Source organism: Streptomyces roseifaciens (assembly GCF_001445655.1).
GTDB classification, from domain to species: Bacteria; Actinomycetota; Actinomycetes; order Streptomycetales; family Streptomycetaceae; genus Streptomyces; species Streptomyces aureoversilis.
This window is the reverse complement of the sequence record NZ_LNBE01000004.1, coordinates 3,033,863-3,057,845: the sequence shown is the minus strand read 5'-3', so window position 1 is coordinate 3,057,845 and position 23,983 is coordinate 3,033,863. Positions and strand designations below refer to the sequence as shown.

Annotated in this window: 28 protein-coding genes and 2 tRNA genes; 8 read left to right on the top strand and 22 right to left on the bottom strand. The window is 72.8% G+C overall.

All coding sequences use genetic code 11. The annotated features are described in order from the left end of the window. Window positions 1-55 precede the first annotated feature (55 nt). Window positions 56-430: a winged helix-turn-helix transcriptional regulator gene (locus AS857_RS30945; protein WP_058046459.1), complete on the top strand. Its 375-nt coding sequence runs from the start codon at window positions 56-58 to the stop codon at window positions 428-430. 50 nt (window positions 431-480) lie between these two features. Here the strand turns inward: AS857_RS30945 and mutM are convergent, their stop codons facing one another. From mutM to AS857_RS30900, 9 genes are all read right to left on the bottom strand, one after another. Beyond that, the gene (mutM, locus tag AS857_RS30940) at window positions 481-1,368 is read right to left on the bottom strand and encodes a bifunctional DNA-formamidopyrimidine glycosylase/DNA-(apurinic or apyrimidinic site) lyase (protein WP_058046458.1); all 888 of its coding nucleotides are present in this window, start codon (window positions 1,366-1,368) and stop codon (window positions 481-483) included. A 172-nt stretch (window positions 1,369-1,540) separates the two neighbouring features. Continuing rightward, window positions 1,541-2,398 carry a ribonuclease III gene (rnc, locus tag AS857_RS30935; RefSeq protein WP_058046457.1) on the bottom strand — a complete coding sequence of 286 codons (858 nt, stop codon included), beginning with the start codon at window positions 2,396-2,398 and terminating at the stop codon, window positions 1,541-1,543. 19 nt (window positions 2,399-2,417) lie between these two features. After that, complete coding sequence (gene rpmF, locus AS857_RS30930; RefSeq protein WP_015657589.1) at window positions 2,418-2,591, bottom strand: 50S ribosomal protein L32; 174 nt, start codon at window positions 2,589-2,591, stop codon at window positions 2,418-2,420. 2 nt (window positions 2,592-2,593) lie between these two features. Further along, window positions 2,594-3,190: a YceD family protein gene (locus tag AS857_RS30925; RefSeq protein ID WP_173864824.1), complete on the bottom strand. Its 597-nt coding sequence runs from the start codon at window positions 3,188-3,190 to the stop codon at window positions 2,594-2,596. 189 nt (window positions 3,191-3,379) lie between these two features. Then, window positions 3,380-4,537, bottom strand: coding sequence for an ATP synthase F0 subunit B (locus AS857_RS30920; RefSeq protein ID WP_058046456.1), 1,158 nt, complete (start codon window positions 4,535-4,537; stop codon window positions 3,380-3,382). Between the two features lie 96 nt (window positions 4,538-4,633). Continuing rightward, entirely contained in the window at window positions 4,634-5,113 is a 480-nt protein-coding gene (gene coaD / locus AS857_RS30915) for a pantetheine-phosphate adenylyltransferase (RefSeq protein ID WP_275477388.1), read from the bottom strand. 26 nt (window positions 5,114-5,139) lie between these two features. Continuing rightward, window positions 5,140-5,739, bottom strand: a complete 600-nt coding sequence (gene rsmD, locus AS857_RS30910) for a 16S rRNA (guanine(966)-N(2))-methyltransferase RsmD (RefSeq protein ID WP_058046454.1) — start codon at window positions 5,737-5,739, stop codon at window positions 5,140-5,142. A 184-nt stretch (window positions 5,740-5,923) separates the two neighbouring features. After that, window positions 5,924-8,191, bottom strand: coding sequence for an ATP-dependent DNA helicase RecG (gene recG / locus AS857_RS30905; RefSeq protein WP_058046453.1), 2,268 nt, complete (start codon window positions 8,189-8,191; stop codon window positions 5,924-5,926). Between the two features lie 73 nt (window positions 8,192-8,264). Beyond that, entirely contained in the window at window positions 8,265-9,986 is a 1,722-nt protein-coding gene (locus tag AS857_RS30900; RefSeq protein WP_058046452.1) for a DAK2 domain-containing protein, read from the bottom strand. 310 nt (window positions 9,987-10,296) lie between these two features. Between AS857_RS30900 and rpmB the strand changes: the two genes are divergently transcribed. After that, window positions 10,297-10,482 carry a 50S ribosomal protein L28 gene (gene rpmB, locus AS857_RS38230; protein ID WP_078660562.1) on the top strand — a complete coding sequence of 62 codons (186 nt, stop codon included), beginning with the start codon at window positions 10,297-10,299 and terminating at the stop codon, window positions 10,480-10,482. A 189-nt stretch (window positions 10,483-10,671) separates the two neighbouring features. Here rpmB and thiD read toward each other — a convergent pair whose 3' ends face one another. After that, window positions 10,672-11,463, bottom strand: a complete 792-nt coding sequence (thiD, locus tag AS857_RS30895; protein WP_058046451.1) for a bifunctional hydroxymethylpyrimidine kinase/phosphomethylpyrimidine kinase — start codon at window positions 11,461-11,463, stop codon at window positions 10,672-10,674. A gap of 10 nt (window positions 11,464-11,473) precedes the next feature. Further along, window positions 11,474-12,487 (bottom strand): thiamine-phosphate kinase, encoded by a 1,014-nt coding sequence (locus tag AS857_RS30890; RefSeq protein WP_058046450.1) that lies wholly within the window; start codon window positions 12,485-12,487, stop codon window positions 11,474-11,476. A 137-nt stretch (window positions 12,488-12,624) separates the two neighbouring features. Between AS857_RS30890 and AS857_RS30885 the strand changes: the two genes are divergently transcribed. Next, entirely contained in the window at window positions 12,625-12,858 is a 234-nt protein-coding gene (locus tag AS857_RS30885) for an Lrp/AsnC family transcriptional regulator (RefSeq protein ID WP_030369306.1), read from the top strand. A gap of 20 nt (window positions 12,859-12,878) precedes the next feature. Further along, window positions 12,879-13,382 (top strand): DUF3515 domain-containing protein, encoded by a 504-nt coding sequence (locus AS857_RS30880; RefSeq protein ID WP_058046449.1) that lies wholly within the window; start codon window positions 12,879-12,881, stop codon window positions 13,380-13,382. On the opposite strand, the gene AS857_RS30875 is transcribed toward AS857_RS30880, so the two are convergent. The 3 genes from AS857_RS30875 to AS857_RS30865 are packed head-to-tail and all read right to left on the bottom strand — an operon-like array spanning window position 13,379 to window position 16,309. After that, window positions 13,379-14,527 (bottom strand): D-alanine--D-alanine ligase family protein, encoded by a 1,149-nt coding sequence (locus tag AS857_RS30875; protein WP_058046448.1) that lies wholly within the window; start codon window positions 14,525-14,527, stop codon window positions 13,379-13,381. The two genes, AS857_RS30880 and AS857_RS30875, sit on opposite strands and share 4 nt — an antisense overlap. Window positions 14,528-14,561: 34 nt before the next feature. Further along, window positions 14,562-15,563 (bottom strand): NAD(P)H-dependent glycerol-3-phosphate dehydrogenase, encoded by a 1,002-nt coding sequence (locus AS857_RS30870; protein ID WP_058046447.1) that lies wholly within the window; start codon window positions 15,561-15,563, stop codon window positions 14,562-14,564. After that, window positions 15,560-16,309 (bottom strand): lysophospholipid acyltransferase family protein, encoded by a 750-nt coding sequence (locus tag AS857_RS30865; RefSeq protein ID WP_058046446.1) that lies wholly within the window; start codon window positions 16,307-16,309, stop codon window positions 15,560-15,562. The genes AS857_RS30870 and AS857_RS30865 overlap by 4 nt, the downstream gene beginning before the upstream one ends. A gap of 161 nt (window positions 16,310-16,470) precedes the next feature. Between AS857_RS30865 and cofC the strand changes: the two genes are divergently transcribed. Both cofC and AS857_RS30855 read left to right on the top strand, forming a co-directional pair. Continuing rightward, window positions 16,471-17,211 (top strand): 2-phospho-L-lactate guanylyltransferase, encoded by a 741-nt coding sequence (gene cofC, locus AS857_RS30860; protein ID WP_107105684.1) that lies wholly within the window; start codon window positions 16,471-16,473, stop codon window positions 17,209-17,211. A gap of 1 nt (window position 17,212) precedes the next feature. After that, entirely contained in the window at window positions 17,213-17,437 is a 225-nt protein-coding gene (locus AS857_RS30855) for a hypothetical protein (RefSeq protein WP_058046445.1), read from the top strand. Window positions 17,438-17,510: 73 nt separating this feature from the next. Here the strand turns inward: AS857_RS30855 and AS857_RS30850 are convergent, their stop codons facing one another. From AS857_RS30850 to leuC, 4 genes are all read right to left on the bottom strand, one after another. After that, the gene (locus AS857_RS30850; RefSeq protein WP_058046444.1) at window positions 17,511-18,218 is read right to left on the bottom strand and encodes an HU family DNA-binding protein; all 708 of its coding nucleotides are present in this window, start codon (window positions 18,216-18,218) and stop codon (window positions 17,511-17,513) included. A 125-nt stretch (window positions 18,219-18,343) separates the two neighbouring features. Beyond that, entirely contained in the window at window positions 18,344-18,589 is a 246-nt protein-coding gene (locus AS857_RS30845; protein ID WP_058046443.1) for an SCO5555 family protein, read from the bottom strand. A 169-nt stretch (window positions 18,590-18,758) separates the two neighbouring features. Further along, window positions 18,759-19,352, bottom strand: coding sequence for a 3-isopropylmalate dehydratase small subunit (leuD, locus tag AS857_RS30840; protein ID WP_058046442.1), 594 nt, complete (start codon window positions 19,350-19,352; stop codon window positions 18,759-18,761). Between the two features lie 6 nt (window positions 19,353-19,358). Then, window positions 19,359-20,801, bottom strand: a complete 1,443-nt coding sequence (gene leuC / locus AS857_RS30835) for a 3-isopropylmalate dehydratase large subunit (protein WP_058046441.1) — start codon at window positions 20,799-20,801, stop codon at window positions 19,359-19,361. A gap of 127 nt (window positions 20,802-20,928) precedes the next feature. Between leuC and ndgR the strand changes: the two genes are divergently transcribed. Both ndgR and AS857_RS40145 read left to right on the top strand, forming a co-directional pair. Continuing rightward, a complete protein-coding gene (ndgR, locus tag AS857_RS30830) occupies window positions 20,929-21,657 on the top strand; it encodes an IclR family transcriptional regulator NdgR (RefSeq protein ID WP_058046440.1) in 729 nt (242 codons plus the stop codon). 43 nt (window positions 21,658-21,700) lie between these two features. Continuing rightward, the gene (locus AS857_RS40145; protein ID WP_058046439.1) at window positions 21,701-21,994 is read left to right on the top strand and encodes a hypothetical protein; all 294 of its coding nucleotides are present in this window, start codon (window positions 21,701-21,703) and stop codon (window positions 21,992-21,994) included. A 157-nt stretch (window positions 21,995-22,151) separates the two neighbouring features. Here the strand turns inward: AS857_RS40145 and AS857_RS30820 are convergent, their stop codons facing one another. The 4 genes from AS857_RS30820 to AS857_RS30805 all read right to left on the bottom strand — a co-directional run bounded on the left by AS857_RS30820 (window position 22,152) and on the right by AS857_RS30805 (window position 23,942). Continuing rightward, complete coding sequence (locus AS857_RS30820) at window positions 22,152-23,129, bottom strand: sensor histidine kinase (protein ID WP_058046438.1); 978 nt, start codon at window positions 23,127-23,129, stop codon at window positions 22,152-22,154. After that, window positions 23,119-23,628: an STAS domain-containing protein gene (locus AS857_RS30815; RefSeq protein ID WP_079110741.1), complete on the bottom strand. Its 510-nt coding sequence runs from the start codon at window positions 23,626-23,628 to the stop codon at window positions 23,119-23,121. The genes AS857_RS30820 and AS857_RS30815 overlap by 11 nt, the downstream gene beginning before the upstream one ends. An 83-nt stretch (window positions 23,629-23,711) precedes the next feature. Beyond that, window positions 23,712-23,787 (bottom strand) — tRNA-Glu (locus tag AS857_RS30810). An 83-nt stretch (window positions 23,788-23,870) separates the two neighbouring features. Further along, window positions 23,871-23,942 (bottom strand) — tRNA-Gln (locus AS857_RS30805). Window positions 23,943-23,983: the final 41 nt, after the last annotated feature.

Here is a 23,983-nt window from a genome sequence, read left to right as displayed (position 1 = left end):
ACTTTTAGAAAGCGCAATCCAGAAGTTAGCGCTGTGCGGGAGTATGCTTGCGGCCATGGACCCGGACCTGCCCTTCGACGTGTTCGCCCGCTCCTGCCCCTCGCGCGGCACCCTCGAGCACGTCACGGGGCGATGGGGCGCGCTGACGGTCGTGGCCCTGTACGAGTGCACGCTGCGCTTCAACGAGCTGCGCCGCCGGGTCGACGGCGTGAGCGAGAAGATGCTGTCCCAGACGCTGCACGCGCTGGAGCGCGACGGCCTGGTGCACCGGGAGGCGCAGCCGACCAACCCGCCCCGCGTGGACTACGCGCTCACGCCGCTGGGTCAGGATGTCGCCGACCGCCTCCTGGGGCTGATCGGGCTGCTGGAGGAGCGCATGCCGGAGATCCTCGCGGCTCAGGAGAAGTACGACGCGGAGCGCCGGGCGTAAGAAGGCGGGCGTAAGAAGGCGTCCCGGGTGCTACCCGGCGCAGGAAGCGGCTACGCGGCGCGCGGGCGCGGAGGGCGCTGGCAGCGCGGGCAGAAGTAGCTGGAGCGGTTCATCCAGGGGCGGCGGCGCATGGCCGTACCGCAGCGGCGGCACGGCTCGTCCTCGCGCCCGTACGCGTCCAGCGAGCGGTCGAAGTAGCCGGACTCGCCGTTCACGTTGACGTAGAGGCTGTCGAAGCTGGTGCCGCCGACGGCGAGGGCCTCGTTCATGACCTCGCGGATGTGCGTGAGCAGCTCGGCGCTGCGCGGCCGGGTCAGGGTCGCGGTGGGCCGGTCGTAGTGCAGCCGGGAGCGCCACAGCGCCTCGTCGGCGTAGATGTTGCCGACCCCGCTGATGAGCGACTGGTCGAGCAGGGCCCGCTTGAGCGTCGTACGGCGCCGGCGCAGCGCGGCGTGGAAGGCCTCGTCGTCGAAGGCGGGGTCGAGCGGGTCGCGGGCGATGTGTGCGATGACGTCGGGGAGCCCCTCGGGGTCGCCGGGCACCGTGTCGTGCAGGGAGAGCCCGCCGAAGGTGCGCTGGTCGACGAAGCGCAGCTCCGTGCCGGCGGTGTCGTCGAACCGGATGCGGATGCGCAGGTGCTTCTCGTCGGGGGCCTCGTGCGGCTGGACGAGGAGCTGGCCGCTCATGCCGAGGTGGGCGAGGACCGCCCGGTCGGGGGCCGCGGTGCCCTCCGTCTCCAGCGGCAGCCAGAGGTACTTGCCGCGCCGCCGGGCCACTCCGAGGCGGCGGCCGGCCAGCTGGGCGGCGAAGTCCTCGGGGCCGGCGAGGTGGCGCCGGATCGCCCGGGGGTGCAGCACCTGGACGTCGGCCACGGTGCGGCCGCAGGCCCACTGGGCCAGTCCGCGCCGGACGACCTCGACCTCGGGCAGTTCGGGCACGGTGCTCCTCCGGGAAGGGCTCGCGGGCGCCGCCCGGATACGGCGGATCCCGCGGATGCTGCGGTGGGTGCTTCGGTACTGCGGCGCCTCGACGCCGGTACTGCGGCGGCACGATCGCCGAACGCCGGGCGGCCCTGGAGTCAGGAGCGCCCGGCGTTCGGGGACGTGTGCGTCAGGATGCGGCGTCGGCCTCGGTCGTCTCGACCCCGGTCTGCTCCGCGGCTTCGGCCTTGCCAGCCTCCGCCTTGTCCACGGCTTCGGCCTTCTGCGTGGCCTCGGCCTTTTCGGCGGCGGCTGCGCGAGCCTCCGCCGCCTCGTGGATGGCGCGCCAGGCGGCTTCCGCCGCCTGTTGCTCCGCTTCCTTCTTGCTGCGGCCGGTGCCGGTGCCGTACGCGACACCACCGACGCGGGCAGCAGCCGTGAAGGTCTTCTCGTGGTCGGGACCGGTCTCGGAGACCAGGTACTCGGGCACGCCGAGCCCCTCCGTCGCGGTCAGCTCCTGGAGGCTGGTCTTCCAGTCCAGGCCGGCGCCGAGGTTCGAGGACTTCTCGATCAGCGGATCGAAGAGCCGGTGAACCAGCTCGGCAGCAGCCTCGAGACCCTGGTCGAGATAGACCGCACCGATCACCGCTTCAAGGGTGTCCGCGAGGATGGACGCCTTGTTGCGGCCGCCCGTGCCTTCTTCACCGCGGCCGAGCCGGATGAAGGAGCCGAGGTCGAGCCCACGGCCCACCTCCGCCAGTGCACGGGAGTTGACCACCGCGGCCCGCAGCTTGGCCAGCTGGCCCTCGGGCAGGTCGGGGTGGATGCGGTACAGCGTGTCCGTGACCACGAGGCCCAGGACGGAGTCCCCGAGGAACTCCAGGCGCTCGTTGGTCGGCAGACCGCCGTTCTCGTACGCGTAGGAACGGTGGGTCAGCGCACGCACCAGAAGGGCGGTCTCGAGTCTGTACCCGAGCCGCCCTTCCAGAAGCGTGTGAGACGAGGCCGTGTCCGCCGGCGCCCTCTTCGGCGTAGTGGCGTCTGACATGGAGCCTGTCACCCGCCGATCAGACCTCGAGGACCTGGCGCTTGTTGTAGGTGCCGCAGCTCGGGCACGCGATGTGCTGCTGCTTCGGCTCGTGGCAGCGCTCGCACGCCACCAGGGGGGTGACCGCAGCCTTCCACTGCGACCGGCGGTGGCGCGTGTTGCTGCGCGACATCTTCCGCTTCGGAACAGCCACGGCTACTTCTCCTGTGAGTCATCCCCGACGGAGCGGGGTGCGTTGTCCTTCTCGCCGTCCTGGTCGGAACCGGCGAGTCCCTGCAGTGCCGCCCAACGAATGTCGACGGTCTCGTGGTGGTGGTCCGGGTCGTCCGCCAGCCGCGCTCCGCACTCGGAGCACAGGCCGGGGCAGTCGTCCTGGCACACCGGCTGCAGCGGCAGTGCGAGCACCACCGCGTCACGCAGCACGGGTTCGAGGTCGAACAAGTCGGCCTCGAGAAAGAGCATGTCCTCTTCGTCTTCCTCGGCGTCGTCGCCGGTATCCGCGGGGCGGCTCCGGTCATCGGCGTCGGGGTAGGAGTACATCTCCTGGAAGTCCACTTCGAGCTCACGCTCGAGCGGCTCCAGACACCTTACGCACTCCCCGGTGAGCGGTGCACGGGCGGTGCCTGTGACAAGCACCCCTTCCATGACCGACTCCAGTCGGAGGTCGAGCTCGACGGTCGCGCCCTCGGCCACGGAGATGACCTCGATACCGAGGTGATCGGGGGCCGGTACGGAGCGGGAGACCCTCTTCAGCGCACCGGGACGCCGACCCAGCTCGCGTGTGTCGAACACGAGAGGGGAACGGTGATCGAGGCGGGCGTTCAGGGCTTCCTGCTTTCTACGCTGCGGTGACGGCGGCCCGGAGCCGTATGCGGTGACGCATGCGATGAGGGCAGCCGAGATCGCGAATGCACACGCGACCGAAGAGCCAGGATACTGGACGGGTCGCCGTAGACCCAATCGGCCGTCCTGCGGCGCCGGTCAGCGGCCCTGTTCGTAACGGCGGAGCTGCTCCAGGTCGATCATCGACGTGTCGAAGAGGCTCGTCTCGTCCAGTGCTCCGCCCGCCTGGGGCCGGCCCGGTGCGGGCTGGTGCTCTCCAGGCTGGTGCTGAGCGGACTGGTGCTGTGCAGGCTGGTGCTGCTGGGGCACGTAGCCGCCCTGGGAGCCGTAGCCGTCGCCCGGGGCCGGGGAGGGCCAGGCGTACGGGTCGGCCTGCTGATAGCCGCCCTGGACCGCGTACGGGTCGGCATGCTGCCCGTGGGAGCCGTCCGCCTCGTACTGCTGCTGGTAGACGTACGGATCGGCTCCGTAGCCCTGCGGCTCGTAGTAGCCGTCGTAACCCGCGTGGGGCGCTGCGTGGGGCGGCGCATGGGGCGCGGCGGCGGGCTCCGGGGAGGCCGCCGCCTGGGGCACGGCCAGTCCCGCGAGGAAGTCGGCGTCGCTGGTGGGGCGGGCGGCGTGGAAGCCGTCCTGGGCGGCCATGTGGGCGCCCAGCTCGTCGGCCGGGCGGGCGCCGAGGAGCTTCTCGCGGCCGCGGCCGACGGCCTCCAGGGTCTTGCTCAGGACCGCCGAGACGGCGCCGAGCTTCGCGTCGACGTAGGCGTCGGCCTGCTGACGCTGGACACGGGGGTCGGAGCTGGGCTCCGGGGCGTCCGCGTCTCCGTCCGGCCCCCCGTAGCCGCCGCCCCCGTCCGCGCGGCCCAGCAGCTTCTCGCGGCCCCGGCCGACGGAGCCGATGGTCTTGGTGAGGACGACCTCGAAGTTGGCGAGCTTGCTGTCGACGTAGTCGTCGGCCTCGGCGCGGATCTCCTCGGCCTGCCGGCGGGCCTCGGCGAGGATCCTGTCGGCCTCCTCCTGGGACTGCCGGGCGACCTCGGTGTCGGAGATCAGCGATCCGCGGTGGGCGCGCGCCGACTCGATGATCCGCTCGGCCTCCTCACGGGCCTCGGCGACCAGCTGCTCGCGGTCGCCGATGAGCTCCTGCGCACGGGCGAGCGAGCCGGGCAGCCCGGCGCGGAGCTCCTCGAGCAGGGCGAGCAGCTCGGCGCGGTTGACCACGCAGGAGGCGGACATCGGCATGGACCGGGCGCCGGTGACGGTCGTGACGATCTCGTCGAGCTTCTTCTGGACGTCCACCTGGCGCTCGCCACTTTCTTCTGCCGGACGACACGAACGGGGTCGACTGTACGGGCAGTCGGCCTCCGCCCGACAGCTGCCGGGAGGGGCGGGGTGTCAGCGCTCGCCGAGCCGTTCGGTGAGCGCCTCCAGCACCAGCGGCGGGACCAGGTGGGAGACGTCGCCGCCCCAGGCTGCGACCTCCTTGACCAGGCTGGACGACAGGAAGCTGTACGTCGGGTTGGTCGGGACGAACAGGGTCTCGACGCCCGAGAGCCCGTTGTTCATCTGGGCCATCTGCAGCTCGTAGTCGAAGTCGCTGACCGCCCGCAGGCCCTTGACGATGGCGGGGATGTCACGCTGCTTGCAGAAGTCGACGAGGAGGCCGTGGAAGGACTCCACCTTCACGTTGCCGTACTCGGCGGTGACCCGGCGGAGCAGGTCTATCCGCTCGTCGACCGTGAACAGGCCCTTCTTCGACTGGTTGATCATCACTGCGACGTGGACGACGTCGTACAGCCTGGAAGCGCGGGCGATGATGTCGAGGTGTCCATTGGTGACGGGGTCGAACGACCCCGGACAGACGGCGCGGCGCAACGGTGTCTCCTCGCTCTCCGGTCCATTCATGACGCGCGGGGAGAAGTCTCTTCGGCGCACGTCGAGGCGGCGCGACCGTACCAAAGCGTCCCCTCGCCGTAGCGACGGGCCCTCAGTGCCTCGAAACCGTCCGGCCAGGGGAATTCCCCGCCTCTGGTGCTGCGCTCCACGGTGGCCAGCGCCTCGTCCGCAAGCCACCCCCCGGCACGGAGTGTGAGGAGAATCTCGCGGAGCGCCTCGTCGGTGACGGCGTAGGGCGGGTCGAGGAAGACCACGTCGTACGGGGCCGCGGGGGGCGGGCCCGCCACGATCTGCTCGGCCTTGCCGGAGCGGACCTCGGCTCCGGGCAGCCCGAGCGTGCGGACGTTCTCCCGGATGGTGCGCGTCGCGCGGGCGTCGGCCTCCACCAGCAGGACGTGCGCGGCGCCGCGCGAGAGGGCCTCCAGGCCGACCGCGCCCGAGCCCCCGTACAGGTCCAGGACGCGGGTGCCGTGGAGGGTGCCCAGCAGGGACTCCAGGGTGGAGAACAGGCCCTCGCGCGCCCGGTCTGAGGTCGGGCGGGTGCCGGTGCCGGGCGGCACGGCCAGGCGGCGTCCGCCGGCGATGCCGGCGATCACGCGGGTCATGGGGTCCTCGGTCCTTCGCGACGGTGTGGAGGTGTGGAGGTCTGACGGTGCAGCGGGGCTGCGCCGGGCCTGACGGTCGGCCGGCCGGGGCGCCGCCCCTTCAGCCTAGGGCGTCGGAGCCCGCCGGGCGCCTCCGCGGGTGCTGCCCAGCGGGGGCGCAGGCCTGATGGCCGGACGGGCGGGCTCAGCCCTTGTCCAGGTACTGCTCCCGCTCCTCGTCCAGCAGGGCGTCCAGCGCGGTGCGCAGGTCGGGCAGCGCCTCCAGCTCCGGGTCGGCGGCGACGACGGCCGCGGCCTCCTCCCGGGCGGCGGCGATGACCTCCTCGTCGTCGATGACGGTGAGCATGCGCAGGGACGAGCGGACGCCGGACTGGGCCTGGCCGAGGACGTCGCCCTCGCGGCGCTGTTCGAGGTCGATGCGGGAGAGCTCGAAGCCGTCCAGGGTGCCGGCGACGGCGGCGAGGCGGGCGCGGGAGGGGCTCGCCTCCGGGGCGTCGGTGACCAGCAGGCACAGGCCCGGGGCCGAGCCCCGCCCCACGCGGCCGCGCAGCTGGTGGAGCTGGGAGACGCCGAACCGGTCCGCGTCCATGATCACCATGACGGTGGAGTTGGGCACGTTCACGCCGACCTCGATGACGGTCGTGGCCACCAGGACGTCCACCTCGCCGGCGGCGAAGCGGCGCATCACGTCGTCCTTGGCGTCGGGCTGCATGCGGCCGTGCAGCACCTCCACGCGGAGCCCGCTCAGGGGGCCCTTGGCGAGCTGCGCGGCGACGTCCAGGACGGCGAGGGGCGGGCGCCGCTCGCCGTCGCCCCCCGCCGCGGCCTGCCCGGCCTCGTCCTCCGGCCCGCCCTTGGAGGCGCTCTTCGCGGCGCCCTTCGCGGGCGCCTTGGCGTCGCCCTCCTCCCCCAGGTCGTCGCCGATGCGGGGGCAGACCACGTAGGCCTGGTGGCCGCCCTCGATCTCCTCGCGCACCCGCTCCCAGGTGCGCGCGAGGAAGTGGGGCTTGTCCTTGGCGGGCACCACGTGGGTGGCGATGGGCGAGCGGCCGGCCGGCAGCTGGTCCAGGACGGAGGTCTCCAGGTCGCCGAAGACGGTCATGGCGACGGTCCGCGGGATCGGGGTCGCGGTCATCACCAGGAGGTGCGGCGGCTGCTTCCCCTTGGAGCGCAGGGCGTCGCGCTGCTCGACGCCGAAGCGGTGCTGCTCGTCGACCACGACCAGGCCGAGGTCGTGGAACTGGACCTTGTCCTCGATGAGGGCGTGGGTGCCGATGACGATGCCGGCCTCGCCCGTGACGAGGTCGAGCAGCGCCTGACGGCGGGCGGCCGTCCCCATGGAGCCGGTGAGCAGCACGACCTTGGTGCCCTGCTCGGCGCCGCCGAGCATGCCGCCCTCGGCCAGCTCGCCCATCATCTCGGTGACCGACCGGTGGTGCTGCTGGGCGAGCACTTCGGTGGGGGCGAGCATGGCGGCCTGGCCGCCGGCGTCGACGACGCCGAGCATGGCGCGCAGGGCCACCATGGTCTTGCCCGAGCCGACCTCTCCCTGCAGGAGGCGGTGCATGGGGTGCTCGGTGGCCAGGTCGTCGAAGATCTCCGCGGAGACGGTGCGCTGGCCCTCGGTGAGGGTGAAGGGCAGCTTGGCGTCGAAGGCGTCGAGGATGCCGCCGGCCACGGGCTTGCGGGCCACGGCCGGCAGCTGGGAGTCGGCGTGCCGGCGGCGGGCGAGGGCGACCTGGAGGACGAACGCCTCGTCCCACTTCAGACGGGCCCGGGCGTCCTCGATGTCGGCCTTGGTGCGGGGCCGGTGGACCTTGCGGAAGGCGTCGGGGAGCGCGGCCAGGCCGCGGCCGTCGCGCAGCGAGGGGGGCAGCGGGTCGGTGAGGCCCTGCCACTGCTCGGCCTCGAACAGATCCAGCAGGGTGTCGACGGCCTTGGTGAGCTTCCAGGACTGGAACTGCTTGCAGGCGGGGTAGATCGGCAGGAGACGGCCTGCGAAGGCCTCGGCGGCGCCGGCCCCGCTGTCGCGGTCCAGGAGCTCGTAGTCGGGGTGGAGGAGCTGGCGGGTGCGGTTGAAGACCGAGACCTTGCCCGCGAACATGCCGCGGCGGCCGGGGATCAGCTCCTTCTCCCGCGCGTAGGCGCCGCGGCCGAAGAAGACGAGGGTCAGGGAGCCGCTGCCGTCGGTGACGACGACCTCCAGGCGGACGCCCTTGCCGTGGTTGAACGTCTTCATGGCGGCCTTGGCGACCTGGGCGACGACGGTGACGTGCTCGTCCAGCGGCAGGTCGGCCAGGCGCGTCAGCTCACCGCGCTCGGCGTAGCGGCGCGGGTAGTGGTGCAGCAGATCGCCGGCCGTGTGCAGGTCGAGGTGCTCGGCCATCACCTTCGCGGTGCTGCCGCCGAGGATCTTCTTCAGGGGTTCGTGAAGCGCTGGCACGCGTCCCATTGCACACCACGGCACTGACAGACGGTGCCATTCGGCGCCTCGTCCGGTGTCTCGTCCGCCGGCGCGCCCGACGTCACTCGATGCCGATGAGCAGCGGCGGCGACTGCTGCCCGCCCCGGTAGACCACCGTGTCGACGGCGAGGTGACCGCCCCGTACGTGCCGCTCCAGGCGGTCGGCGACGGCGTCGGGGACGTCCGCGCCGAGGACGAGGGTGACCATTTCGCCGCCCGCGGCCAGCATGCGGTCCAGGACGGTCGCGGCGGTGGCGGCGAGGTCAGAGCCGATGACGGCCACGTCGCCGTCGATGAGGCCGAGCACGTCGCCCGCCTGGCAGACGCCGGCCATGGTCCAGGCCTGCCGTTCGGCGACGGCGAGCTCGGCGTAGCGGGTGGCTCCGGCGGCGGAGGTCATCGCGACGACGTCCTCGTCGAAGCGGCGGGCGGGCTCGTGGACGGCGAGCGCGGCGATGCCCTGGACGGCGGCGCGGGTCGGGATGAGGGCGACGCGGACGCCTGCGGCGCGGGCCTGCTCTGCCGCGGCGGCCGCGGCGTGCTGCAGCTCGGGGTCGTTGGGGAGCAGGACGACCTCGCGGGCGTTGGCGCGCCGGATGGCGTCGACGAGCTCCCCGCTGGCGGGGGGCTCCCCGGGGCGGGCCGCGACGACGGTGGCGCCGGCGTCCGTGCACAGCCCGGCGAGCCCTTCGCCGGGGACGACCGCGACGACGGCGCGCTGGGCGGGCTCGCGGGTGCGGCCGGGGTCGCCTGCCGGGGCTGCGGCGGCGACTTCTGCGGCGGCTCCGGCGAAGTGGGTGATGCGGATGCGGTGGGGGCGCCCCGCCTCGATGCCGGCCTCGACGGCGGCTCCGGCGTCGTCCACGTGGACGTGGACGTTCCACAGGCCGTCGCCGCCGACGACGACGAGGGAGTCGCCGAGGGCGTCGAGCCGGGTGCGCAGGCGGGGGACGGCGGTGTCGTCGGCGTCCAGGAGGTAGATGACCTCGAAGGCGGGCGAGGCGCCGCCGGGGGCGGTGGCGGGGCAGGGCACGGGGCCCTCCGCCGGTGCGGGGGGCTGCGGCGCTACGGGGACCGGCCGCGTCCACGCGCGCGTGCCGCGCGGGTAGGCCTCCCCGGACAGGGTCCTGGCGAGCGCTCCGATCACCTCCACGAGGCCGAGGCCGCCGGCGTCGACGACTCCGGCCCGGCCGAGGGCGTCGAGCTGGCCGGGGGTCATCGCGAGGGCGGAGCGGGCCGCCTCGTCCGCGGCGCGGGCCACGGCGGCGCCGTCGCCCTGCGCTGCTGCGGCGGCGTCGGCGGCGGCCGCGGCGACGGTGAGGATGGTGCCCTCCACGGGGCGGGCGACGCCTTCGTACGCGGATTCCACGGCCCGTAGCAGGGCGCGGCGCAGCAGCTCGGCGTCGGCGGCGGGGCGCCCCGTGCGGGAGGGCGCGGGGCGCGGCTCCCCGCCTCCCGCCAGGACCTCCGCCATGCCGCGCAGGAGCTGGGCCAGGATCGTGCCGGAGTTGCCGCGGGCGCCTATGAGGGCGCCGTGGGCCATGGCGCGGACGGCGTCGGGGAGCGTGGGGCGGGAGGCGGGGCCCGTGGTGGCGTGGCCGTCGAAGACGGCGTCGACGGCCCTGGCGGCGGATTCGGCGGTCAGGTACAGGTTCGTGCCGGTGTCGCCGTCCGGGACGGGATAGACGTTGATGGCGTCGATCTCCTCGCGGGCCCGCCCCAGCGCGTCGAGAGCCAGTGCGCACCAGGTGCGTACCGCGGAGGCGTCCAGCGGGTGCGGCACGTGCGTGTCCTCCTCGGACTCCCGGGGGCGGTGGGGCGGTGATCGCAGACTAGTCCCGGGGCGCGGCCCGGAGGGAGGGCGGGCGGCCGGGGGGACGGGACAGGTCAGACAGGTCGGACAGGTCACAGCCCGGGCAGCCATGGTAGTTTCGTCGAACGGGAGCGGCCGTTGTATGCTGCTCCGGTTGCCTGATGAGAATCAGGCCATCCCCCTGGTAATGCCGGTCACTACAGATTTCGGCACGCAGGGATTTTCCGTACGTGCCTGTCGTCTCCGCGTAAGCGGGGGTGACCCGTCTTTGGAGTAACCCGTGGCTGCCAACTGCGACGTCTGCGGCAAGGGGCCGGGCTTCGGCAACGCTATTTCGCACTCGCACCGCCGTACCCCCCGTCGTTGGAACCCCAACATCCAGCGGGTGCGTGCTGTGGTCGGTGGGACGCCGAAGCGGCTCAACGTCTGCACCTCGTGCATCAAGGCCGACAAGGTCTCGCGCTAAGCGAGTGCTGTCCCCCGCGCGAGCGGGGGCGAGCCGGTCTCGCTGTGACGTCTCACGTCGTGGCGCTGCCCATCTGGTTGCCTTGAAAGCCGGTCCACCTAGCGGTGGGCCGGCTTCTTGCCGTGTCCGCTCACGGCCTGAGCCCGGACTGTTCACCGCCGTAAGGCCGGGCCTCCCCCGCCCCGTGCGCTAAGAACGCCACCGCCACGCGTGGTCGACCGGCCCGATGCCGTCCCCCAGGGGGAATCCGGCCGCGATGGCGCCGGTGACGTAGTCCTTGGCCGCGGTCACCGCTTCCGGCACCGTGTGCCCCTTGGCGAGCCCGGAGGCGATGGCGCTCGCCAGCGTGCACCCCGTCCCGTGCGTGTGGCGGTTGTCGTGGCGCGGGGCCCGCAGCCAGTGCTCCTCGGCGCCGTCCGTGAGGAGGTCCAGCGCGTCCCCCTCCAGGTGCCCGCCCTTGATGAGCGCCCACCGGGGCCCGTACGCGAGCACGGCGTCCGCCGCCCGGCGCATGTCGGCCTCCGAGGCGACCCGCAGGCCCGTGAGCCACGCGACCTCGTCCAGGTTGGGGGTGGCGACGGTGGCCGCCGGCAGCAGCTTCGTGCGGACCGCGTCCAGGGCGGAGGCGGCGAGCAGGGCGTCGCCGTGCTTGGAGATGCCCACCGGGTCCACGACCACGGGGGCGGCGGTGCCCGCCAGGAGCTCGGCGACGGTCCGCACGAGCTCCTCCGAGGCGAGCATGCCGGTCTTCACGGCCTGGACGCCGATGTCGTCGACGACGCTGCGGTACTGGGCCCGTACGGCCTCCGCGGGCAGCTCCCAGGCTCCCTGCACGCCGCGGGAGTTCTGTGCGGTCACGGCCGTGACCACGCTCATGCCGTGCACGCCGAGGGCGAGCATGGTCTTGAGGTCGGCCTGGATGCCCGCACCGCCGCCGGAGTCGGATCCGGCGACGGTCAGCACGCGTGGGGGTATCGGCATGGGGCCGAATCTACAGCGGCGCCCCGTGCGGCCCGTGGGGCCCCGCCCCGTGCTGCTCCCCCGGCTCCAGTTCCCCGAAGTGGTCCCAGCCGCCGGCCTTGTCCCACGGGGCCCCGTCCACGGTGACCTGGGGCAGGGCGGAGGGGCTGACGACCTCGCCGATGACCTTCCAGCGGGCGGGCAGCTTCACGTCCGGCGGGAACGTCGCGACGATCGCGTGGTCCTCTCCCCCGGTCAGCACCCACTGCAGCGGGTCGACGCCGACGGCCTGGCCGATGTCGGACATCTGGGTGGGCACGTCGATGGCCGCCGTGTGCAGGTCGATGCGGACCTTGCTGGCCTCCGCGATGTGGCCGAGGTCGGCGATCAGGCCGTCGCTGACGTCCGTCATCGCGGTGGCGCCGAGGCCCGCCGCCGCGGGGCCCGCGTGGTACGGCGGTTCGGGGCGCCGGTGGGCCTCGACGAAGGCGCGGGGCGAGCGGAAACCGCGGGCGAGCACCGCGAGTCCGGCCGCGGACCAGCCGAGCCACCCGGTGACGGCGACGATGTCGCCGGGCTGTGCGCCGGAGCGGGTGACCGGCTCGTGGTTGCGCAGGTCGCCGAGGGCCGTGATGGCGACGGTGATGGTCTCGCCGCGCACCACGTCGCCGCCGACGACCGCCGCACCGGCGACCTGGCACTCGTCGCGGATGCCGTCCATCAGCTCGGTCGGCCAGGTGGCGGGGAGTTCGGCGGGGACGACCAGGCCGAGCAGGATCGCGGTCGGCACCGCGCCCATCGCCGCGATGTCGGCGAGGTTCTGCGCGGCGGCCTTGCGCCCGACGTCGTAGGCGGTCGACCAGTCGCGGCGGAAGTGCCGCCCCTCCAGAAGCACATCCGTACTGGCCACGACCCTCCGGTCGGGCGCAGCCACCACCGCGGCGTCGTCACCCGGCCCGAGCCGGACCGCAGGGGTGGTGGTGAGCCGGGAAGTAAGCTCTCTGATGAGCCCGAACTCCCCCAACTCGCCCACGGTGCCTTTCACTGAGCTCCTCCTAGGAGTATCGGTTGTGACATACGCCGCGCCGCGCAGGCAGCGCGGGTCTCCCCGCGCCGTGCGGCGACGCGGTACCGTGGCGTCTCTTCTCCCCACATGATCCTCGTAGCCGCCCTGGAGGTTCCGTGGTACAGGCGTACATCCTGATCCAGACCGAGGTCGGCAAGGCGTCGACCGTGGCCGAAGTCATCTCGAAGATCTCGGGGGTGATCCAGGCCGAGGACGTGACCGGTCCGTACGACGTGATCGTGCGTGCCCAGGCCGAGACCGTGGACGAGCTCGGCCGCATGGTGGTGGCCAGGATCCAGGCAGTGGAGGGCATCACCCGCACACTGACCTGCCCGGTCGTCCATCTGTAGGTCCCCCGTATGCTCGCCCGGTGAAGTCTTCCCTCCGCCGGCCCTTCGGCCTGTCCGCTGTCGTCGTGCTGTGCGCGGCCGCCGGCTGCTCGCCGTCGGGCGGCGCGGAGGGTCCCGCGGTCCCCACGCCGTCGGCGCGGGCGGCCGGGCTCTGCCGGGCCCTGCACAAGGAGCTGCCGAAGACCGTGGACGGGAAACAGCGGCGCACCGCCGATCCCGTCTCGGACTTCACCGCCGTGTGGGGTGATCCCGCGATCGCCCTGCGCTGCGGGGTGGAGCGTCCCGAGATCATCAAGCCCGGTTCCGAACACTACAACCCCGCCGCGGACTCGGTGGAGATCGACGGTGTGGACTGGCTGCCGGAGCGGCGGCCGGACGGCAGCGTCCGCTGCACGACCACCCTGCGGGAGGCGTTCGTGGAGGTGACGCTGCCGAGGAAGGTCGTCGGCGAGGCCGGCGATCTCGGTGCGCTCACCGATCTCGCCGGCGCCGTCGCGAGGACGATCCCGGTGGGGGTCGTCTAGCGCAGGCCCGTGGGCCGGCGCAGGGCCGCCTGGATGAGGCGGTCGATCAGCTCGGTGTAGCCGACGCCGGTCTCCTGCCACATGCGGGGGTACATGGAGATCGGCGTGAAGCCCGGCAGGGTGTTGATCTCGTTGATGACGAACTCGCCGTCCTCGGTGAGGAAGAAGTCCGCGCGCACGAGGCCCTCGCACGAGGCGGCGTCGAAGGCCTGCACGGCGAGCTCCTGCACCTTCGCCGTCTCCTCCGGCGTCAGCGGTGCGGGGACGAGACCGGCGGCGGAGTCGATGTACTTCGCCTCGAAGTCGTAGAAGTCGTGGGCGGTGACCGGGGGGATCTCGGCGGGGACGCTGGCGCGCGGCCCGTCCTCGAACTCCAGGACGCCGCACTCGATCTCCCGGCCCCGCAGCAGCGACTCGACCAGGATCTTCGGGTCGTGGCGGCGCGCCTCGGCCACGGCCTCGTCGAGGCCGGAGATGTCGTCGACCTTGGTGATGCCCATGGAGGAGCCGGCGCGGGCGGGCTTGATGAAGACGGGCCAGCCGTGCTCGCCGGCGAAGTCGACGATCTTCTTCCGGGCGGCGGCCGGGTCGGTGTCCCACTCGCGGGGGCGGACGACCTCGTACGGGCCGACGGGCAGGCCGAAGGAGATGAAGACGCGCTTCATGTACTCCTTGTCCTGGCCGACGGCCGAGGCGAGCACTCCGGCGCCCACGTAGGGGATGCCGGAGAGCTCCAGCATGCCCTGGAGGGTGCCGTCCTCCCCGTAGGGGCCGTGCAGGACGGGGAAGACCACGTCGACCTCGCCCAGCGCCTTGGGCATCGTGCCCGGCTCCGTGTAGACGAGCTCGCGGTCGGAGGGGTCGACCGGCAGGACGACGGAGCCGTCGGGCGACTGGGCGAGCTGCTCGACGCTCGGCAGCGCGCGGTCGGTGATGGCCATCCGCTCGGGGTCGTCGGCGGTGAGGGCCCAACGGCCGTCCGTGGTGATGCCGATCGGCAGCACGTCGTACTTCGTGCGGTCGATGGCGCGCAGCACGGCGCCGGCGGTGACCACGGAAATGGCGTGCTCGGAACTGCGGCCGCCGAAGACGACCGCCACACGCGGCTTCCGGCCAGGGCTCTGGGGGGTGATCTCGCTGCTCATATCGCGACGAGAGTACCTCGTGGTGCGGGCGGCGTCAGTGCCGCTCGGCCTTGGCGCTGCGCGACATCAGCTCCTTGAGGGCCACCAGCGGCGGCTTGCCCTCGTGCACGATCTCCACCACGGTCTCCGTGATCGGCATGTCGACTCCGTGGCGGCGCGCCAGATCCAGCACCGACTCGCAGGACTTGACGCCCTCGGCGGTCTGCTTGGTGACCGCGATGGTCTCCGCGAGGGTCATGCCGCGGCCGAGGCTCGCGCCGAAGGTGCGGTTGCGGGAGAGCGGGGAGGCGCAGGTGGCGACGAGGTCCCCCATGCCGGCGAGGCCGGCGAAGGTGTGCGCGTCGGCGCCCATGGCCAGGCCCAGCCTGGTGGTCTCGGCCAGGCCGCGGGTGATCAAGGAGGCCTTGGCGTTGTCGCCGAGCCCCATGCCGTCGGCGATGCCGACGGCGAGGGCGATGACGTTCTTGACGGCGCCGCCGAGCTCGCAGCCGACCACGTCGGTGTTGGTGTACGGGCGGAAGTAGGCGGTGTGGCAGGCGGCCTGGAGGCGCTTGGCCACGGACTCGTCGCGGCAGGCGACGACGGCGGCGGCGGGCTGCCGCGCGGCGATCTCCTTGGCGAGGTTGGGGCCGGTCAGGACGGCCACCTGGCCGGCGGGGACCTTGGCGACCTCCTCGATGACCTCGCTCATGCGCTTGGCGGTGCCCAGCTCGACGCCCTTCATCAGGGAGACGAGGACGGTGTCCGCGGGCAGCAGGGGGGCCCACTCGGCGAGGTTGCCGCGCAGCGTCTGGGAGGGCACGGCGAGGATCGTGAATTCGGCGCCCCGTGCGGCTTCGGCGGGGTCGGTGGTGGCCCGCACGGAGCGCGGGAGCTCGACGCCCGGGAGGTAGTCGGGGTTGGTGCGGGTGGTGTTGACGGCCTCCACGAGGGCGGCGCGCCGCCCCCACATGGTGACCTCGCAGCCGGCGTCCGCGAGGACCATCGCGAAGGCGGTCCCCCAGGAACCGGTGCCGTATACGGCGCAGCGCGTCACTTCTCGTCCTCCTGGGCCTTGCGGCGGGCCGCGGCGCGGGCCTTCTTGGGGTTGTACGGCTCGGCGGGGGCCGGCTCGCCGCGCAGTTCGGCGAGGAGGGCGGTGATGGCGGTCATGATGTCGTCGGTCGCGGCGCGCAGGACGTCCGCGGTGGGCTCCTTGTCGTAGTACGCGGAGAGGTCGACGGGCGGGCCGGCCATCACCTTGAGCGTCTTGCGGGGCAGGAGCCGGAGCTTGTTCTCCTTGGCGTACGGCGGCATGGCCTCGTTGGCGCCCCACTGGGCAACCGGGATGACCGGTGCGCGGGTGAGGAGCGCGACGCGGGCGGCGCCGGTCTTGCCCTCCATGGGCCACATGTCGGGATCGCGGGTCAGGGTGCCCTCGGGGTAGAAGGCCACGCACTCGCCCTTGTTGATGGCCGCGACGGCGGCCTTGAAGGCGGCCGCGGCGTCGGCCGACTCCCGGTAGACGGGGATCTGCCCCGTGCCGCGCAGGACGGCGCCGACGAAGCTGCCCTTGAACAGGGCGGCCTTGGCGAGGAAGCGGGGGACGCGCCCGGTGTTGTACTGGTAGTGGGCGTAGGAGAGCGGGTCGAGATACGAGTTGTGGTTGACGGCGGTAATAAAACCGCCGTCGGCCGGAATGTGCTCCATTCCCCGCCAGTCCCGCTTGAACAGAACCACGAGCGGCGGTTTAGCCAACACCGCCGTAAAGCGGTACCAGAAGCCGATTCTGTGGCGGGACACTCGGACACCCTTCTCTTGGGACCTTGGAGCTGTGCTGAACCCGGAGGCCGCACAAGTGTCGCCCCAGGTCCCCGGTCTGTCGAGAACACCGTAACCCCGCGCTCCGCGGGCGGCTGCGGCAGCGGGTGACAATGAGGCGGATGCGAAGAGAGGGGGCGGATGTGGTCTGGACGCTGGTGGTGCCGGTGAAGCCGCTGGCCCTGGCCAAGAGCCGTCTCGGCACCGGGGCCGGGGAGGGGCCCCGCGCCGCGCTCGCGCTGGCGTTCGCCGTGGACACCGTGGCCGCGGCACTGGCCTGTGCGGCGGTACGGGATGTGGTGGTCGTCACGGACGATCCGCTGGCCGGGGCCGAGCTCACCGCCCTCGGGGCGCGCGTCCTGGCCGAACCCGGTGGGCCGGGCGGCCTGAACCGCGCCCTTGCGCACGGGGCGCGGACCGTACGGGCCGGGCGGGCCGGCGCCGCCGTGGCGACCCTCAACGCGGACCTCCCCGCCCTGCGCCCGGCGGAACTGGGCCGGGTCCTCGATTCCGCGACGGAATTCCCCCGCGCATTTCTCGCGGACGCGGCGGGAATCGGAACGACACTGCTGGCGGCGGCGCCGGGAATGGAATTGGCGCCGGCGTTCGAAGGACATTCGCGCGCCCGGCACCGGGACTCGGGGGCGCGGGAGATCGGGCTGACCGGGGTGGATTCCGTGCGCCGGGACGTGGATACGGAGGCGGATTTGCGGGCCGCCCTGGCCCTGGGCGTGGGGCCCCGTACGGCCGCCCTCGTGGGCGCCCCCGCGGAGCCGGGCGGCGGGGGCCGCGGGGGCACGGGGCGGCCGCCCCGTGCGGGCGGTGCGCAGCGGCACGGGGCGGCCGGGGCGGAACGCTCCGCCCCGCGCCGACTAGGCTGCTGACATGCAGGCCACCGCTTACACCTTCGACCCTCAGACGCGCTCCGGGAGCGTGCTCCTGGACGACGGCACCCCGCTGTCCTTCGACGCAGCGGCCTTCGACGCGGGGGGCCTGCGCCTGCTGCGGCCGGGGCAGCGCGTGCGCATCGAGTGCACGGAGGGCGCCACGGGCGCAGAGGGGGCCCCGGAGGGCCGCCGCGTGACGCTGGTGACGCTTCAGACGCTCTGACCGGAGCCCGGACACACCGCGGGCCGGGCTCCCCGAGGGGAGCCCGGCCCGGCGCGTGACGCCGTTCGCCGCCTTACTTCTTGGCAGCGGTCTTCTTGGCGGTGGTCTTGCGCGCGGTGGTGGTCTTGCGCGTCGTGGCCTTGGTCGCCGTGGCCTTCTTGGCGGGGGCGGTCTTCTTCGCGGCGGCCTTCTTGGCGGTGGCCGCGGTGGCCTTCTTCGCCGGGGCGGCCTTCTTGGCGACGGTCTTCTTGGCGGTGGCGGCCGTGGTGGCCTTCTTCGCCGTCGTCTTCTTCGCCGTCGTCTTCTTGGCGGCGGCCGTGGTCTTCTTCGCCGTCGTGGTCTTCTTCGCGGCGGCCTTCTTGGCGGTGGCGGCCGTGGTGGCCTTCTTCGCCGTCGCCTTCTTGGCGGTGGCCTTCTTGGCCGCGGCCTTGGCGGTGACCTTGCCGCCCGAAAGGCTGCCCTTGGGCGCCTTCTTGACGGCGACCTCGCCACCCTTCGGCAGCTTCTTCGAGCCGCTCACCAGGTCCTTGAAGCCCTGACCCGCGCGGAAGCGCGGCACCGAGGTCTTCTTGACCCGCACGCGCTCACCCGTCTGCGGGTTGCGGGCGTAACGGGCCGGGCGGTCGACCTTCTCGAACGAACCGAAGCCGGTGACCGAGACCCGGTCACCCGCGACGACTGCACGGACGATCGCGTCGAGCACCGCGTCGACGGCGTCTGCGGCCTGCTGACGGCCGCCGAGCTTGTCGGCAATCGCTTCAACGAGCTGCGCCTTGTTCACGTCTTCCCCTTCGGAGACATTGCTGGAACGAATGCGCTCCAGCCTTTTCGCACGTTAGGCAGATATATACCGCAAATCAAACACGAAACGGTCTAATCACCCTTGTGCCGCAACGAACTCGACCATCACGGAGTTCCGTCACGGTCGGGCTCTTCGGGGAAACGGCCCTCGTCGAGGTCGTTCATCAGCCGGTCCAGACGCATTGCGGCGCCTGAGAGATCGTGCTTCGCCGCGGCCGTGATGGCCAGCAGCTTCCGGGACAGCGCCATCCGTACGCCCTCCGGGACTTGCAGTGCGCGCACCCGGGAGTGCGCTTCCTTGAGTCGGTCCGCGACGAGCCGGTATAGCTCGAGTTGGCTGTCGCGTTCCATGCACCGATTGTGCCATCTGAGGCGAGTTGTCGCTTCACAGGGCCTCAACAGAGCGATGCGCCCCCTGTCCGAAGACAGGGGGCGCATCATGCCAAACCCTTGGTGAGCAGCGAAAATCCGGGGTCCCCCGAGCGTCGCCCCGGGCGCCCGGAGGGGCGCGAAATCCGTGTCAGATCTGGGCCGTGGAGGGCTTGAAAGAAGGCCTTCCGGCCTCGAAGGCGGCGATGTCGGGCTCGTGCCGCAGGGTCAGGCCGATGTCGTCGAGCCCCTCCAGGAGGCGCCACCGGGCGTTCTCGTCAAGGTCGAAATCAGCCGTGATCGAGCCGGCCCGGACCTGGCGCGCCACGAGGTCGACGGTCACCTCGACGGCCGGGTCGGCCTCGGTCAGCTCCCAGAGGGCGTCGACGGTCTCCTGCGGCAGGACGACGGTCAGCAGACCGTTCTTGAGCGAGTTGCCACGGAAGATGTCGGCGAAACGCGAGGAGACGACCGCTTTGAAGCCGTAGTTCTGCAGCGCCCAGACCGCGTGCTCACGGGAGGAACCGGTGCCGAAGTCCGGACCGGCCACCAGGACGCTGGCCCCCCGGCGCTCGGGACGGTTCAGCACGAACTCGGGGTCCTTGCGCCAGGCCTCGAAGAGCCCGTCCTCGAAGCCGTCGCGGGTGACCTTCTTGAGCCAGTGCGCGGGGATGATCTGGTCCGTGTCGACATTGCTGCGGCGCAGCGGTACGGCGCGGCCGGTGTGCGTGGTGAAAGCTTCCATGGCTGTTCAGGCCCCCAGGGGAGTGCGGACGTCGGACGCGCCGGCCGGGCCGGGCAGGTCGGCCGGGGAGGCCAGATGGCCCACCACGGCGGTGGCGGCGGCCACCTGGGGCGAGACCAGGTGGGTGCGGCCGCCCTTGCCCTGCCTGCCCTCGAAGTTGCGGTTGGAGGTCGACGCGGACCTCTCGCCCGGCGCCAGTTGGTCGGGGTTCATGCCGAGGCACATCGAACAGCCCGCGTGGCGCCACTCGGCACCGGCCGCGGTGAAGACCTTGTCCAGTCCCTCGTCGACGGCCTGCAGGGCCACCCGGACGGAGCCGGGGACGACCAGCATGCGGATGCCGTCGGCGATCCGGCGGCCCTCCAGGACGGCTGCGGCGGAGCGCAGGTCCTCGATCCGGCCGTTGGTGCACGAACCCACGAACACGGTGTCCACGCGGATGTCGCGCAGCGGCTGACCCGCCGTCAACCCCATGTATTCCAGGGCCTTTTCGGCGGAGAGGCGGTCGGAGGGGTCGGAGTAGGAGGCCGGGTCGGGAACGTGCGCCGACAGGGGCGCCCCCTGCCCCGGGTTGGTGCCCCAGGTGACGAACGGGGAGAGCTCGGAGGCGTCGATGACGACCTCGTGGTCGAAGACCGCGTCGTCATCGGTGCGCAGGGTGCGCCAGTACGCGACGGCCTCGTCCCAGTCGGCCCCGCGGGGGGCGTGGGGCCGGCCCTCGAGGTAGGCGAACGTGGTCTCGTCGGGCGCGATCATGCCGGCCCGGGCACCCGCCTCGATGGACATGTTGCACACGGTCATGCGGGCCTCCATCGAGAGCTGCTCGATGGCCGTGCCGCGGTACTCGATGACGTAGCCCTGGCCGCCGCCGGTGCCGATGCGGGCGATGACGGCGAGGATCAGGTCCTTGGCGGTGACGCCCTCGGGCAGCTCGCCGTCGACGGTCACCGCCATGGTGCGGAACGGGGCCAGCGGCAGCGTCTGGGTGGCGAGGACGTGCTCGACCTGGCTGGTGCCGATGCCGAACGCCAGCGCGCCGAACGCACCGTGGGTGGAGGTGTGGCTGTCGCCGCAGACCACGGTGGTGCCGGGCTGGGTCAGCCCCAGCTGCGGTCCCACCACGTGGACGACGCCCTGCTCCACGTCGCCCAGCGGGTGCAGCCGGACGCCGAATTCGGCGCAGTTCTTGCGCAGCGTCTCCAGCTGGGTGCGCGAGACCGGGTCGGCGATGGGCTTGTCGATGTCGAGGGTCGGGGTGTTGTGGTCCTCGGTGGCGATGGTGAGGTCCAGGCGCCGCACGGGGCGGCCGGCCTTGCGGAGACCGTCGAAGGCCTGCGGGCTGGTGACCTCGTGCAGCAGGTGCAGGTCGATGTAGAGGAGGTCGGGCTCGCCCTCGGCGCGCCTGACGACATGGTCGTCCCAGACCTTCTCCGCGAGTGTGCGTCCCATCGCTGTCCCTCCGGCCGGCGTCCTCGCCGGTCACATTCGTGTGCCTGTGGGTGCTCTCCATCCAGGTTGGCGCTTCTCCGGGAAAATTGAACTTGCGTTTCACAGTGTGAGACGCAAGTATCGTTGCATGGACAACACCGGTAGCGCCTCGAGCGGCGTGGGAGTACTCGACAAGGCGGCTCTGGTGCTGAGCGCGCTGGAGTCCGGGCCGGCGACCCTGGCCGGGCTCGTCACGGCCACGGGCCTGGCGCGTCCGACGGCGCACCGGCTCGCGGTGGCCCTGGAGCACCACCGGATGGTGGCGCGGGACATGCAGGGCCGCTTCATCCTCGGCCCGCGGCTGAGCGAGCTGGCGGCCGCGGCGGGCGAGGACAGGCTCCTGGCCACGGCGGGCCCCGTGCTCACCCACCTGCGGGACGTCACGGGCGAGAGCGCGCAGCTCTACCGCCGCCAGGGCGACATGCGCATCTGCGTGGCCGCGGCGGAGCGTCTGTCCGGCCTGCGGGACACGGTGCCGGTGGGCTCCACGCTGCCCATGAAGGCCGGCTCGGCCGCCCAGGTGCTGATGGCCTGGGAGGAGCCGGAGCGGCTGCACCGCGGTCTGCAGGGGGCCCGCTTCACGGCGACGGCGCTCTCGGGCGTGCGGCGCCGGGGCTGGGCCCAGTCGATCGGCGAGCGGGAGCCGGGCGTCGCCTCGGTCTCCGCCCCCGTGCGCGGGCCCTCCAACCGCGTGGTCGCCGCCGTCTCGGTCTCCGGACCGATCGAGCGCCTGACGCGCCACCCGGGCCGCATGCACGCCCAGGCGGTGCTGGACGCCGCGGTGCGCCTGACGGAAGCGCTGCGCCGCAACGGCTGAGCAAGGACGGGAACGACGAAGCGGCGCACGGGGCCCCCGCCCCGTGCGCCGCTTCTTGCGTCCCCCAGGCGCTCGCGAACCGCTGCGCCGCGCGCTCCCCGCGGCGCGCCACCGGCTCCGTGCCGTAGGCCGCACCGAGACCGTGCGCCGGCATGCCGGCGCAGATCGGCCGGCGGCACGACAGAGCTCGGGGAGCTCTCCCCCGCGTAACCGCAGGCTGGTCGCGGCAGTCGCCGCGCTGACCGTCCTCTACGAGCCCGTGCTGCTGAGCCTGCGCCGCCTGGCGCACGCCGAGGAGTCCGCCCGGCGCTTCGCCGGCGGCGAAGAGCCCGCCTGAGGCGCGGGGCCCGGCCCGCACGAGGCGCCGCACGGAGCGCGACCGCACGGGGCACCCGGGGCCCCATGCGGCCGGGCACGAGGCGCCGACGCCTCGCGGCCCCACGCCGTCAGGCCACGGCGCCCCACGCCCCTACGCCCCTGCGCCCCTGCGCCCCTCACAGCCGTTCCGCGTCCCCCGGGCCCGCCATGCGCAGGGTGAGGACGGTCTCCGGCCCCTGTGTGCTCACTTCCACGAAGTCGGCGAGGCTGCGGGCGAGCCACAGGCCGTCCTCGGCCCCCTGCGCGTCGCCGGACGGTGCGGGCGGGCGGTACCCGGCGAACGGCGGCACGGCGGCGCCCTCGGGCCCCGTGCGCCGCAGCTCGTACACCACGGCGCCCGGCTCCTCCCAGGCCCGCAGCGTGAGGCGGGCCCCCTCGGGGGCCAGGAGGTACGAGGCGGCCTCGTGCACGGCCAGCTCGGCGAGGGCGAGCCGGTTGCCGGTCAGACCTGCGCCGGCAGCCCGTTCCCGGCCGAGGCGGCGCACCTCCGGGACGTCGGCCGTGGGCTCCGTGCTGCACGCCGAGGAGGGCGGGCACGGGGCGGGACCCTGCACCGCAGCGGCGTAGGCCGCGGGGTCGGCGTAGGCGTCGCATGGCGTCTGCCGCTCGCCGTCCAGGCGCACGGGGTGGGTGGCCACGGCGGCCTCGGCCACGTCCCCGGGGACGACGCGGGTGTCGTACGGGCAGATCATCCACATCGGCAGGTCCGCGAGGAGCACGTTGAGCCCGGACTCCATGCGCTTCCACTCGGCGGTCTGGCGGGCGGACCGGCCGCCCCACACCGGCTCGGCGATGATCCGCGTCCGCCGCCCGGGGCGGGCGCGGCGCCCGTGGTAGCGCAGGAACGCGGACACCCGCTCGACGGGGCGGCGCCCGAAGTGGGCGGTCTCGGCGGTGTCGAGGTGGTGGGCGCCCTCCCCCAGGGCCTCCCGGAGCAGCTCGATGTTGGCGGGCGTCGTGGCGGCGAGGACGGGCTCCCCGGCGGCGAATCCGCCCTCCACGAAGGGCACCGCCATCGCCAGGAACTCCGCGTCGGAGCCGTACAGGCAGGCGTGGTGGACGAACCCGGCCAGGCCGGCGCGGTCAGCAGCCATGCGCGGCCCCCAGCCGCAGGCCGGGCGTGGTGTCCCACCCGATGAGGGTGATGACCTGCAGCAGGTGGGGCGGCACCCCGGCCAGCTCCACGGTGCAGTGGCGGGCGGCGCGGGCCCTGGCGAAGGTCATGAGCAGCCGCAGCCCCGCGAGGTCCAGGAACTCCACCCGGGACATCTCCAGGCACAGGTCGCCGCGGACGGAGGCCACCGACTGCAGGGCGTCCCTGAGGTGGCGGTGCGAGTCGGCGTCGACCACCCCTACGATCCGCAGGCCCGGCGGGCTGACGGTGGGGACGACGGTCAGTTCGGCCGTGCGGACGAGAGGATCCACTTCGACGCTCCTGGAATGGGCCGCTGCGAGGGCGTCCAGTGCGGCGGGCTCGCGGCGACGGATGTCGTGCTGACGCAACTCCGGCGCCCCGCCGGTGCCCGAACTCCGCGGCGGGCAGGGCTTCGTGGCGCGGCGGAGCCGGCAGCGGCCGCCGCGGGGATGGGCCATGAGGGGATTATCGGGCCGGGCCGGGGCGCATGGAAGGCCGCACGAAAAAATGCCCCCCGCCTATGCGGGAGGCATTCTCTCTGTGGTACCCCCGACCGGATTCGAACCGGCGCTACCGCCTTGAGAGGGCGGCGTGCTAGGCCGCTACACAACGGGGGCTTGCACTTCGCTTTTTGCGCTTTCGCGCGCTTCCTACTTTATCAGTAGTTTTGCGAGAGAATTTCGGCGAAGAATTTCTCTTGCTGGGGTACCAGGACTCGAACCTAGACTAAGGGAACCAGAAACCCTCGTGCTGCCAATTACACCATACCCCACCGTAACTCCACCCCCCTCAGGGGGGCTTGTCCGGCTTGCG

What these genes read in the sequence shown, in the direction of transcription:
- AS857_RS30945 (WP_058046459.1), top strand. Translation starts at nt 56, where the DNA reads ATGGACCCGGACCTGCCCTTCGACGTGTTCGCCCGCTCCTGCCCCTCG.
- rnc (WP_058046457.1), bottom strand. Translation starts at nt 2,398, where the DNA reads ATGTCAGACGCCACTACGCCGAAGAGGGCGCCGGCGGACACGGCCTCG.
- rsmD (WP_058046454.1), bottom strand. Translation starts at nt 5,739, where the DNA reads ATGACCCGCGTGATCGCCGGCATCGCCGGCGGACGCCGCCTGGCCGTG.
- recG (WP_058046453.1), bottom strand. Translation starts at nt 8,191, where the DNA reads ATGGGACGCGTGCCAGCGCTTCACGAACCCCTGAAGAAGATCCTCGGC.
- thiD (WP_058046451.1), bottom strand. Translation starts at nt 11,463, where the DNA reads ATGCCGATACCCCCACGCGTGCTGACCGTCGCCGGATCCGACTCCGGC.
- AS857_RS30875 (WP_058046448.1), bottom strand. Translation starts at nt 14,527, where the DNA reads ATGAGCAGCGAGATCACCCCCCAGAGCCCTGGCCGGAAGCCGCGTGTG.
- AS857_RS30855 (WP_058046445.1), top strand. Translation starts at nt 17,213, where the DNA reads ATGCAGGCCACCGCTTACACCTTCGACCCTCAGACGCGCTCCGGGAGC.
- AS857_RS30845 (WP_058046443.1), bottom strand. Translation starts at nt 18,589, where the DNA reads ATGGAACGCGACAGCCAACTCGAGCTATACCGGCTCGTCGCGGACCGA.
- leuD (WP_058046442.1), bottom strand. Translation starts at nt 19,352, where the DNA reads ATGGAAGCTTTCACCACGCACACCGGCCGCGCCGTACCGCTGCGCCGC.
- leuC (WP_058046441.1), bottom strand. Translation starts at nt 20,801, where the DNA reads ATGGGACGCACACTCGCGGAGAAGGTCTGGGACGACCATGTCGTCAGG.
- ndgR (WP_058046440.1), top strand. Translation starts at nt 20,929, where the DNA reads ATGGACAACACCGGTAGCGCCTCGAGCGGCGTGGGAGTACTCGACAAG.
- AS857_RS30820 (WP_058046438.1), bottom strand. Translation starts at nt 23,129, where the DNA reads ATGGCTGCTGACCGCGCCGGCCTGGCCGGGTTCGTCCACCACGCCTGC.
- AS857_RS30815 (WP_079110741.1), bottom strand. Translation starts at nt 23,628, where the DNA reads ATGGCCCATCCCCGCGGCGGCCGCTGCCGGCTCCGCCGCGCCACGAAG.